Annotated in this window: 12 protein-coding genes; 7 read left to right on the top strand and 5 right to left on the bottom strand. The window is 45.7% G+C overall.

Annotated features, from left to right (window positions below; all coding sequences use genetic code 11):
- Positions 1-87 precede the first annotated feature (87 nt).
- The 3 genes from GC093_RS17490 to GC093_RS17480 all read left to right on the top strand — a co-directional run bounded on the left by GC093_RS17490 (position 88) and on the right by GC093_RS17480 (position 1,819).
- Positions 88-648 carry an HD-GYP domain-containing protein gene (locus tag GC093_RS17490; protein WP_171653179.1) on the top strand — a complete coding sequence of 187 codons (561 nt, stop codon included), beginning with the start codon at positions 88-90 and terminating at the stop codon, positions 646-648.
- A gap of 44 nt (positions 649-692) precedes the next feature.
- Entirely contained in the window at positions 693-1,124 is a 432-nt protein-coding gene (locus GC093_RS17485; protein WP_171653178.1) for a chemotaxis protein CheW, read from the top strand.
- 212 nt (positions 1,125-1,336) lie between these two features.
- Entirely contained in the window at positions 1,337-1,819 is a 483-nt protein-coding gene (locus GC093_RS17480; protein ID WP_246314669.1) for a C40 family peptidase, read from the top strand.
- Positions 1,820-2,126: 307 nt separating this feature from the next.
- On the opposite strand, the gene GC093_RS17475 is transcribed toward GC093_RS17480, so the two are convergent.
- Together GC093_RS17475 and GC093_RS17470 are read right to left on the bottom strand one after the other, a co-directional pair.
- Positions 2,127-3,515, bottom strand: a complete 1,389-nt coding sequence (locus GC093_RS17475) for a sensor histidine kinase (protein WP_171653177.1) — start codon at positions 3,513-3,515, stop codon at positions 2,127-2,129.
- Positions 3,512-4,231 (bottom strand): response regulator transcription factor, encoded by a 720-nt coding sequence (locus tag GC093_RS17470; RefSeq protein WP_171653176.1) that lies wholly within the window; start codon positions 4,229-4,231, stop codon positions 3,512-3,514. The genes GC093_RS17475 and GC093_RS17470 overlap by 4 nt, the downstream gene beginning before the upstream one ends.
- A 217-nt stretch (positions 4,232-4,448) precedes the next feature.
- On the opposite strand from GC093_RS17470, the gene GC093_RS17465 reads away from it, so the two are divergent.
- The 3 genes from GC093_RS17465 (at position 4,449) to dgoD (ending at position 7,425) form a co-directional block, all read left to right on the top strand.
- Complete coding sequence (locus GC093_RS17465) at positions 4,449-5,222, top strand: SDR family NAD(P)-dependent oxidoreductase (RefSeq protein ID WP_171653175.1); 774 nt, start codon at positions 4,449-4,451, stop codon at positions 5,220-5,222.
- A gap of 371 nt (positions 5,223-5,593) precedes the next feature.
- Positions 5,594-6,280, top strand: a complete 687-nt coding sequence (locus tag GC093_RS17460; RefSeq protein WP_312886554.1) for a FadR/GntR family transcriptional regulator — start codon at positions 5,594-5,596, stop codon at positions 6,278-6,280.
- Positions 6,277-7,425, top strand: a complete 1,149-nt coding sequence (dgoD, locus tag GC093_RS17455; RefSeq protein WP_171653174.1) for a galactonate dehydratase — start codon at positions 6,277-6,279, stop codon at positions 7,423-7,425. Before GC093_RS17460 ends, dgoD begins: the two co-directional genes overlap by 4 nt.
- Before the next feature lie 127 nt (positions 7,426-7,552).
- Here the strand turns inward: dgoD and GC093_RS17450 are convergent, their stop codons facing one another.
- Together GC093_RS17450 and GC093_RS17445 are read right to left on the bottom strand one after the other, a co-directional pair.
- Positions 7,553-7,717: a DUF1328 domain-containing protein gene (locus GC093_RS17450; protein WP_171653173.1), complete on the bottom strand. Its 165-nt coding sequence runs from the start codon at positions 7,715-7,717 to the stop codon at positions 7,553-7,555.
- 70 nt (positions 7,718-7,787) lie between these two features.
- Entirely contained in the window at positions 7,788-8,237 is a 450-nt protein-coding gene (locus tag GC093_RS17445; RefSeq protein WP_171653172.1) for a YflT domain-containing protein, read from the bottom strand.
- Positions 8,238-8,547: 310 nt separating this feature from the next.
- Here GC093_RS17445 and GC093_RS17440 point away from each other — a divergent pair, with 310 nt between their 5' ends.
- Complete coding sequence (locus tag GC093_RS17440) at positions 8,548-9,684, top strand: PP2C family protein-serine/threonine phosphatase (protein WP_171653171.1); 1,137 nt, start codon at positions 8,548-8,550, stop codon at positions 9,682-9,684.
- 493 nt (positions 9,685-10,177) lie between these two features.
- Here the strand turns inward: GC093_RS17440 and GC093_RS17435 are convergent, their stop codons facing one another.
- Positions 10,178-10,336: a hypothetical protein gene (locus GC093_RS17435; RefSeq protein WP_171653170.1), complete on the bottom strand. Its 159-nt coding sequence runs from the start codon at positions 10,334-10,336 to the stop codon at positions 10,178-10,180.
- Positions 10,337-10,402 lie beyond the last annotated feature (66 nt).

The following is a 10,402-nucleotide window of genomic DNA, read 5'->3' as shown; positions in this document are numbered from 1 at the left end:
ATGGAATAAGTAGGTAATCAGTATTGGCATACAAATGTATACGTGATGTGTATTTTTCTGGAGGGTGGTGCAGACTGACGAATGCAGATGCAGTTAGTTTTGATGCACAATGAGATGAATCATTTACTAGAAAGGGACAGCGAAACTTATGATCACAGTGTAAGAGTAGCTTCAATGGCTAAGGTTATGGCATACGGGTTGAAACTGGACAGTAAGCAAACCTTTCAGCTGGTAAACGGTTGCTATTTGCACGATATCGGAAAATTGCGGATTCCTTTGGAAATATTGAATAAACCTTCGGGATTGGCACCGCATGAATGGGATTTAATGAGGCTTCACCCAACTGTAGGAGCCGACATGCTAAAAGAGTATGATTTTATAGATCAAGAAATCATTGACGTTGTTGAATTTCACCATGAAAGATGGAATGGGGATGGATATTGCGCCGGATTAAAGGGGCAGGATATCCCTGTTTTTGCGCGGATATGTTCTATTATTGACGCTTTTGACAGTATGATTTCGAGCCGAACTTATCATAGAGGACTATCCGTAAATGAAGCAGTAGACCAACTGGTGCTAAACGCAGGAACGCAATTTGATAAACAATATGTGCATATTTTTATCCAGCAGTTGAATCTAAATGAATGAATAAATGAATCGGCAGCTGCAATTTTAAACTCGGATGTGATGATATGAGTATATGTGTACAAGAGCAGTACATTGAAATTGTGTTGGATAAGGGTTACTTTGCAGTGAAAACCAGAGATGTTTATAAGATTATTAAGATGGACGCGATTGAGGAAGCAGAGACGCCCGATCCCTATCTAAATCAGGTGTTCTACCTGCGCAGCAAGCAGATTAAGTTACTTAGTTTGAGACGTTTATTCAATTTACCGCCAGCTGAGTACACGAAAGCTACAAGGGTAATTATCGTGAGGAGCGAGCGAGGCTACGTGGGGATTGTTGTGGATCAAGTCAATAAAGTATCGACGTATGCCACTATTCAAGCTGCTTCTATAAAAGGCATCGGAATAGTTAATGGTTCTTTCTTTTCGGGAATCAGTGAATGTGACGGTAAACAAGTAGGAATTATTAATATGGACGAGATTCTTCTTCGGTTTTAGTCTACAGTCTGCATAAATCGAAAAACGTCTTTGTCAAGACCGTCAAGATTAAAAAATTCTTATTTGATTCTAATAAATACAATGAAAGCCAGATGTATGGAGGGTTTGCGAGGCTCTTGGTACATGTTGGTTTTTTTTTGCGTGGTATACTCGTAATCGAGACAGGGACAAGCATCCTGTACTCCAATCTATTGTTGATAAGGAGAGAATTTATGAAACTTCTGAAAAAACAACAGTTGGGTAAAACACTGATGGTTGCCACTGTAGGTCTTTCTGTTATGATATCCGGAACTATTGCGATTCCATCGAATACAGCTTATGCGTATAGTTCTTCAAAAGCAAGCAGTGTTATCGCAACAGGTAAGCGCTATATGGGTGTACCTTATAAGTTTGGAGCTACGGCTGGACAGACTCGTAATTTCGATTGTTCTTCTTTTACTCAGTACGTATATGCAAAATACGGCGTGAATCTGCCGCGTACCTCACAAGCACAATCTCATGCAGGTACCTATGTATCTAAAAGCAATTTGAAGCCTGGAGACTTGGTATTCTTCTATTCTCCGATCCATCACGTAGGCATTTATATCGGAAATGGTAACATGCTTCATACCTACGGAGCCGGAGGCGTAAAAATTTCGAATATGAATAATAGCTTCTGGAAGTCGAAGTATAAAACAGCGCGTCGTGTGCTGTAGGTAGCTTTTTGTATGATCAGGGCATATTCCTCCCAATAACTCCTGAACACTTGTATATCGCAATACTTAATCACTTCGGTTAAAACACCTCTTACAATGTCAGACCTTTATTACTAGGTTGATCTTGACCTTGTAAAAAAAGAAGCACGGTTTATGTCATCTCTATTGACGTAAACCGTGCTTCTTTTGTTGCAGGGAAATATAAGCTCTTGAGGATGCGTTGTGCGTTGCCGATTATCCTCAGCTGCTCAGGATCAGCATGCAAAGAGCCTAAGCCCCATATTCACAGGAGGTGTCTGCGCCGGGCTCAGCGGCAAGGAGGCGCTGCGTTCAACGGCAGCTTCACCGTAACCCGCGTGCCCTCGCCGGGCTTGCTGTCGATCACGATCGTTCCCTTGTGCAGCCGCACAATGTTATACGCGATCGAGAGCCCGAGGCCGCTCCCGCCTGTGGAGCGGCTGCGCGCCTTATCGACCCGGTAAAACCGGTCGAACAGGCGGGGGAGATCCGCCGGCTCGATGCCGATGCCGCGGTCGGTTACTTGCAGCACCGCGATCTGCGCATCGCGCGGATCCGGCTGCAGCGTCACAAGTACAGCGCCTTGGCTGTACTTGATGGCGTTATCAAGCAGGATGATCAGCAGCTGCTTGATCTGCCCGGGGCTTCCGCTCATGGTTACTCCCTCAAGAGCGGTATCCAGCTCGCAGCGGAGCTCGCGGTGAAAGGCTTGCTGCAGGGTAACTGCCGTTGTAGTCACGAGCTCGGAGAGAACAAAGGCTTCCCACAGCATATGCTCACCTGACTCGGTATTAGCGACGGTCAGTAGGGCATGGGTTAGCTTGCGCAGCCGCGTCGCTTCGGAGTGGATAGCTTCAACGGCTTCAGTCCGCACCTCCTTATTGCTGCCTCCCCAACGTCTCAACAGATCGGCATAGCTTTCTATGATGGTCAGCGGAGTTTTCAACTCATGAGAGGCATCAGCCAGAAATTGCTTTTGCAGATTGAAGTTATGCTCCAGCTTTCCTATCATGGAATTAAAGGTATGTATCAGCTGCCCCAGCTCGTCTTGGTGCTTGGACGGGGCGAGCTCTAGCTTCTTGAAAACACCGTTTCGCTGATTCGATTCCATGACAAAAGCCAGCTGGTGGATGGGACGAAGAATTATTTTGGCATAGTACATCCCGCAGGCAAGTGCAAATATAACAGACCCCATGGTTGTCAGCATAAGTACTTTAATCAGCACACTCAAATATTGCTCCAATGTGTCCAGCTTCCGTACGATCTGCACAGCTCCTAGCGTCACATTTTTATCATCGATAATAGGGGTTTGAATGTAGACGATCAGGGCCTCAGATGTGTTAAGAGTTTTGGCAAGGCTGCGATTGCTGAAATAGGCTGGAATCTCCTTCAGCTTCTCATTGGTAGTTATTTGTGTCTGTATAACAGAATCCTTATCAATAATACGAATCATGGCTTGAGGCATCAGAAAGGGTTTGAGCCAAGACGTGCGGACCCAACGTGCAGGATGATAGAGCTCGGTTTGTGACATCAATGGCTGGATTGCATTCCATAGCAGCTGGATCTGGCTGTTCGTCGTGATGCGCACAACCGTGAAGTACGTAACAATATTAAACAGCAGCATAACCAGCAGCAATGAAGCTGCGAGCAGCAGTGTGATTTTGATTCGTATTCTCATGTAGCGGTGTCACATTCCTTAACCAAATAGCCTACGCCCCGCAGTGTGTGGATGAGCTTGCAAGGAAATCCTTGATCCACTTTTTGCCGTAAGTAGCGAATATACACATCTACGACATTTGTATCACCTATGAAGCCATATCCCCATACCTCTGATAAAATTTGCTCGCGGGAAAGTACTTCGCCGGTATGGCTTACTAAATACCCTAGAAGATCAAACTCCTTTGGCGTAAGCTCAATGGGCTGGCCGTCTCTGGAAACCTGACGGGTTCGGATATTCATAATCAGGGCATCGATACGAAGCTCCTCATCATGGTGGGACGGAGTTCCGGCTTCAGTATGCGGCTGGTTGGCTGTCATTCGGAGCAGGTTGCGAATACGCGCCAACAGCTCTTCAATGGCAAAAGGTTTGGTTATATAATCATTTGCGCCCTGATCAAGCCCGCTCACCCGATCCGGTATAGTGTCTCTGGCTGTTAGCAGAATAACAGGAGCTTGGCTGCCGTTCTGCCTCATTCGGCGAAGCACTTCGAGACCGTTCAGTTCAGGCAGCATGATGTCGAGCAGGATCATATCCCAGCTCTGCGATAGAGCCATATCCAAGCCTTCGCGACCATCCTTAGCGTGCTGCGGGGAATAGCCTTCATGCTCTAATTCCAACTGCAGCACCCGCGCAATTTTATCCTCATCTTCGATTATTAATATGTTTGGCTTCATGACATCCCTCACTGTTTCTTTGCATAAGAGTAGTATGCGTTTGAAAGTTGGAAATATGATAGGAAATGCTTGCGAAACCACAGTTTGCACAATTTCCAGGATGCAATTGTGCTCAAGCAGCAGCATTGATAAGATGTGTCTAGAGAGATTAGCTATTATTCGGACATGTAGTTGAGAGAAATCCTGGCATTGTAGAAGTTGAATAGGGGGATTGCAAATGCGTGGATTGTATAATCAAGTAGCGGTTATCGCCGGAGGCGGAAGAGGGATTGGCAAAGCGATTGCGGAGAAATTATCAAGCTATGGGTGTAAGATTATCATAGGAAGCCGCACGCAAGAGCAGTATTTGGGTACGGCTGAACAATTACGGCAGAATGGCGGCGAGGCGCATGGACTGATGCTGGACGTTCAGGATCAGGGAAGCATCCAACACTTTGTAAAACAAGCGTATAAGCTTTATGGACGAATTGATAGCTTCGTTTATTGTGCAGGCATTAACAAGCGCGTACCAGCGGAGCAGTATTCAGTAGAGGCTTGGGACGAGGTTATTGGGGTGAACCTGAGGGGCGGATTTATGAGCTGCCAAGAAGTCGGGAAAAGGATGATTGAGCAGGGAAGCGGGTCAATAGTAACCATTACCTCTATGCTCTCGCATATAGGAACTCCGAATCAAAGCGCATACGCCGCTTCCAAGGGAGGCATGATGCAGTACAGCAAGGTACTGGCCGTAGAATGGGCGAAATATGGAATTCGAGTCAACGCGGTTAGCCCGGGCTATATTGAAACGGATTTAACGGCTGGAAATTTCAAGAAAGAGTCTTTCAGAGAGGCGGTGTTAGGAAAAACGCCCATGGGGCGTTTTGGCGGGACGGGTGAAGTAGCCGAAGCCGTTTGTTTCCTGGCATCTCCAGAGGCGTCCTATATTACGGGTACTTGCATCCCTGTTGATGGGGGATTTTTGGCGGGTCACCAGAACATCATTATGCAGTAGTCAAACGTCAAACTTGTCGCAAGCCGCGGCGGAACCTGGATTTCCATAAAGAGAAATGATTGTCTTGCTCTCGTTTGAGTCTGCCTTGTAAAAAAGTGCGGTTCTCGGCGCAGGGCTTTTTGTCTATCTGGCTTTTGTCGGGCTAGTAAAAAGGGAGATGAATGAAAATGCGCGATCTCAGCAATATTAGTGAGTAAAAGATGGCTTTGGTGTGAGGTATTGTAAGAGCGGATGAGTAGTGTGCACAGGTGCTACGAGAAAAAGTATGATTTCTATTGAATTTTTTATTTCAAGTTTTTATTGAAACATCATATGACTTGTTATATATTATAAATACATCATATGAATGTTTGTTATTATAAAGTCTGCAGGTGGTTATTATATCTAAGAAATTAACTTACGAAACGGTATATGACCGTATCAAAAGCAACATTAAAGCCGGTCTTTGGAAGCAAGGAGAGCAGCTACCGCCATTGGAGCAGTTATCTGCTGAGCTTGGTGTCGGAATTTCATCTGTGAGGGAAGCCGTCCGTATTCTTGGGAAACAGAAGATCCTTCGGATCGAGCAGGGACGAGGCACCTATGTAGATAATGATTTGACTGACGCGCCTGCAGATCGACTTGATTTTCTGGAGCGTGCTACCATGCTGCAGTTGACGGAAGCTAGGCTTATCATTGAGCCTGAGCTTGCCGCCTTGGCTGCAGATAAGGCTACGGATGAAGAAGCGAAGGCGATCATGACTACCGCCGAAGCAATGAAACGAAAGGTTGAGAAGCAGCGAGATTTTTTGAAAGAGGATATCCATTTTCATGAATTGATTGCGAAAGCTTCCCACAATGATATTATGTTCCACATGCTGGATCGTATGAGCGACTTGCTGGTCGATAGCCGCCGTAAATCAATGAAATGGCCCGGAATGCATGAGAAAGCATCATCGTTTCATTTCTTGATTGCGCAGGCAATTATTCAGCGGAATCCGACCCAGGCGCGTGCTCTTATGAAATGCCATTTGGAAGATATGCTATTTGAATTTCACAAAGGAGAGGGTTCATTATGAAAATTAAATCTTTGGAGCTGTTTAAAGTACCGCCGCGGTGGTTGTTTCTAAAAATTACGACGGATGACGGAATCGTTGGCTGGGGGGAGCCGGTTGTTGAAGGTAAAGCCGATACTGTACGCACAGCTGTAGAAGAAATGAGCGAATTTCTGATCGGCAGAGATCCGGGCCACATCGAGGATTTGTGGCAGGTGCTGTACCGCGGTGGATTTTATCGCGGCGGACCGATCTTGACGAGCGCTATCTCAGGTATCGAGCAGGCGCTGTGGGATATTAAGGGCAAGAGCCTAGGCGTGCCCGTATATGACTTGCTGGGTGGTCCGTGCAAGGAGAAGATGCGCGTCTACGCCTGGATTGGCGGCGACAAGCCATCGGATGTGGCTGAAGCCGCAAAGGAAAAGATCGCACAGGGATACACAGCGATCAAGATGAATGGCACCGCCGAGATGGAGTGGATCGATTCGTCACTCAAGGTGCAGGAGGCCGTTGAGCGCCTAGCCGCTGTACGAGCAGCTATCGGTCCTGGCAATGGCATTGGCGTGGACTTCCATGGCCGCGTCCATAAGACGATGGCCAAGGTGCTGATCAAGGAGATGGAGCAATACAAGCCGATGTTCATTGAGGAGCCGGTACTATCGGAGAATAACGAAGCGCTGCTTGAAATCACCAGAGGCTCTAGCGTGCCGATCGCTACTGGTGAGAGGATGTATACACGTTGGGATTTCAAACGGCTCCTTACGCAAGGCGGGGTCGACATTATTCAACCGGATTTAAGTCATGCCGGGGGAATCTGGGAAGTGCGCAAAATTGCTGCGATGGCAGAAGCCTTCGACGTTGCCGTTGCGCCTCACTGCCCGCTTGGACCTATTGCGCTGGCTTCTTCGCTACAGCTTGATTTCTGCACGCCGAATGCGTTCATTCAAGAGCAAAGCTTGGGCATTCACTACAACCAAGGCTCTGATCTGCTCGATTATTTGGTGGACCCATCGGTATTCGATTATAAGGATGGCTTCGTGAAACGGTTGACTAAGCCCGGCCTAGGCATCGAGATTAACGAAGCCAAGGTTCGTGAAATGGCCGCGATAGGCCATCAATGGCGGAATCCAGTGTGGCGCACCGAGGATGGTACGGTTACGGAGTGGTAGGATTTCACAAGTATATACGGATGTAATTTTTATGTTTGAACTATTTATTATTAATACTGATATATGCATACAGCAAAAAGCCGCTCTCAGCTGAGAGTGGCTTTTTGTATAAAAATTAAAAATTAGGTTAGGCTGAAGGCCTTCGTCCCATCACTAAGGTTACGATAAACAAAATAAGGAATACAATGAATAATACTTTGGCTATACCCGCTGCCGCTGAGGCAATTCCCAGAAATCCAAATACACCGGCGACAATAGCAACGACTAAAAAGATTAGAGCCCATTTTAACATGCTAACACACCTCCTGGATCATGTTTTTCTAGTGCCTTTACGGATAACAGTTATTGCTGCTGTTTAAAAATTACCATACATTGTTTCGACCAGGACCTGGTCGGTTCGTCACGTAAACTCCGTCCTGTGGAATAATGACTTCATCCTTGCTGCCGCTGTTTCTGCGGTTAATATTCATGTCATCGTTATCCATATTGTCGTGCCATACCATGACGAGAATTTTGCCTTTATCCAGCTCTTTCTCGAAATGATCGGCTTGCGCTTTAGACAGTCCTAACGAATGCATCTTCGAACGCAATTGATCGCCTCTGGAACGAAACAGATTGGCAAAGGCATCTCCAATGCCCTCCTCCATTACTCCAACCGTGCTTGTGCTCATCAGCTTAGTTAATCCTTCTGTTGTTTCATCATCATGCGCTAATACGTAAATTTCGTCCAGTGTGTAGCCTTTCCTTTGAAAGCTGCGAATCTCCTGAATAGCTTGCTCCTCATAAGTTACCAACTTGGCTTTGTTGTCCATAGTTTGTTCCTCCTTAGAGTTGTGCTAGGCGAGACTAGCTTCGTAAGCACGGCTGAGTTTGGCCTTAGCGATTTGTCTGAGCAAAGTACTAAGCGGCCCTCAAAAGTCCATGTAAGTATCGCAGTCGACTGGCTTTTTCATTATGGATAGATTCAGTTGTGGACCAGCATGCCCTCTATTAACCATATGGAAAAATGGTGAATCATGGTTTTTATTGATTCAGAAAATCGAATTGACGGTTACATAGTAGTTATAGATAGCGCTATAATGGAATGATGAGTAAAAGCTTGAGAAAGTTAGGAGTCATATAATGAATATCGTAATAGTTGATGACAATCCTGTAAATTTGATGGTAATAGAAAAAATAGTGAAAAGCGCCGGTTACAAACAATGCATTAAATTGCCCTCTGCTATTGAGCTGCTAGAGCTGTTGAATGCGGGTACTGGAGAAGGACCTAAGGTGCCAGTGGATTTGATCCTGCTCGATATGATGATGCCAGTGATGGATGGTCTGCAGGCCTGCCGTTCCATACAGGAGGATGAGGTACTGCGTGATATTCCTATCATTATCGTGACCGCTATGGGGGATTCGAATCTACTGGCTGACGCTATGGAAGCGGGTGCCGTTGATTATGTAATGAAGCCGATCAATAAGGTAGAATTAATTGCGAGGATTCGTGTTGCGCTGCGATTAAAATTGGAAAAGGATTGGCATAAGGAGAATGAAGCGCGAATTCGTAGTGAATTGGATTTGGCCAAACAAGTGCAGAGCAGCGTATTAAGCCTACCGCTCCGTAAAGAAAGATTGGATATAAGCGCATCCTATCATCCGTCCTTCGAGCTTGCCGGAGATTTATACTCTTGGTATCCGATTGACTCGAACCGGCATGGGATTATTTTACTCGATATGATGGGCCATGGGATTTCCTCCTCCTTGGTTTGTATGTTTATTTCATCCGTTATGCAAGACACCATTACCCGGTTCGTTCAACCGGAGACTGTTATAGCCGAATTGAACCGTTACATGAATCAACTGAATCGCAATGCCTCTGTCAGCTATTACTTTACAGCCATTTATTTGGTTATTGATACTCATCACAAAACAATCGAGTATGTAAATGCGGGCCACCCCCCAGGGATACTGATGGAAGCGAACAAGTCTACGATCCTGTTGGACACGGGAAGCTGCGCTGTTGGTTTCTTCGAGCAGATGGATATTGAAAAGGGCATGCTGTCCTATGAGGATGACATGCGGCTGTTTCTGTACACGGACGGACTACTGGAAGCTATAGAACAAGAAGATGAGGACGAGGTAGAGACACTGGTTGGAACTCTTGAAGCCTGTGAGCCTCAAGAGCTCGTGGATATAATGGATATTCTGCTGCCTGTTGAAATTCGCGACCAGCAGGAAGATGATATTTGTATGGTAATGTTGCGTGCTCATTAGAGAAAGCTTGATTTCTAGATGCATTCTCATTATAGGCTTGAATTTGAATGGAAAGACCTCCTTCCCCACATGATTGTGGTTTTGGAGGTTTTTTTGAGCGCTTAACAAGAATCTACGAACGGCAAGGGCAGTAAACAAGACATGATTCGGATCTATTGCCTACCCCAAACCTGCATTTATACATCCATTTGGCCGTTGTATCGGCAGTCTTGGTGAATTCATGCAAATTTGCATTTCTTTTCTCATTCTCAGCTGAACCCGAGTCGTTTGCATGAGAATTGCTGTACTTTAGCAGTTTATTCCTTATGATAGAAAATTCGGTATAAAATAACTGCATATTTGCAGGCTATTGCGCAGGCTGATGACCGGTGGAGGAGCAAGCAATGATTTTGAGGTTGAACCAAAAAGACGATAGCCCGATTCGGATGGTAAAAAATCCTGATCAGGCTATCGTCTTTTTGCGTGTAATAGCCTAAAGCTTGGGTCGGTATCATCATTGGAATGCTGGGAAAACATAGCGTACGATGAAGTACAAAAATCCAAAAAACAGGACAATGTAAGCTGCGTACTTGATGAAGGTGGAGGCAACCATGCCCTTATCGTACTTTTGCTCGACACTTTTTTTCTCAATTTCTACGTTTTGCTGTTCCATCGTTCATCACTCCTCATGGATTAGTTGTGTAAACGGTGATGCTGCCTTATTACCCTTGTTATTGTG

It is taken from the genome of Paenibacillus foliorum, assembly GCF_013141765.1.
Taxonomy (GTDB): Bacteria; Bacillota; Bacilli; order Paenibacillales; family NBRC-103111; genus Paenibacillus_S; species Paenibacillus_S foliorum.
Note: the sequence above shows the minus strand (reverse complement) of the source record. Positions and strands in the feature narration are given on the sequence as shown.

What these genes read in the sequence shown, in the direction of transcription:
- GC093_RS17490 (WP_171653179.1), top strand. Translation starts at nt 88, where the DNA reads ATGCAGTTAGTTTTGATGCACAATGAGATGAATCATTTACTAGAAAGG.
- GC093_RS17485 (WP_171653178.1), top strand. Translation starts at nt 693, where the DNA reads ATGAGTATATGTGTACAAGAGCAGTACATTGAAATTGTGTTGGATAAG.
- GC093_RS17480 (WP_246314669.1), top strand. Translation starts at nt 1,337, where the DNA reads ATGAAACTTCTGAAAAAACAACAGTTGGGTAAAACACTGATGGTTGCC.
- GC093_RS17475 (WP_171653177.1), bottom strand. Translation starts at nt 3,515, where the DNA reads ATGAGAATACGAATCAAAATCACACTGCTGCTCGCAGCTTCATTGCTG.
- GC093_RS17470 (WP_171653176.1), bottom strand. Translation starts at nt 4,231, where the DNA reads ATGAAGCCAAACATATTAATAATCGAAGATGAGGATAAAATTGCGCGG.
- GC093_RS17465 (WP_171653175.1), top strand. Translation starts at nt 4,449, where the DNA reads ATGCGTGGATTGTATAATCAAGTAGCGGTTATCGCCGGAGGCGGAAGA.
- dgoD (WP_171653174.1), top strand. Translation starts at nt 6,277, where the DNA reads ATGAAAATTAAATCTTTGGAGCTGTTTAAAGTACCGCCGCGGTGGTTG.
- GC093_RS17450 (WP_171653173.1), bottom strand. Translation starts at nt 7,717, where the DNA reads ATGTTAAAATGGGCTCTAATCTTTTTAGTCGTTGCTATTGTCGCCGGT.
- GC093_RS17445 (WP_171653172.1), bottom strand. Translation starts at nt 8,237, where the DNA reads ATGGACAACAAAGCCAAGTTGGTAACTTATGAGGAGCAAGCTATTCAG.
- GC093_RS17440 (WP_171653171.1), top strand. Translation starts at nt 8,548, where the DNA reads ATGAATATCGTAATAGTTGATGACAATCCTGTAAATTTGATGGTAATA.
- GC093_RS17435 (WP_171653170.1), bottom strand. Translation starts at nt 10,336, where the DNA reads ATGGAACAGCAAAACGTAGAAATTGAGAAAAAAAGTGTCGAGCAAAAG.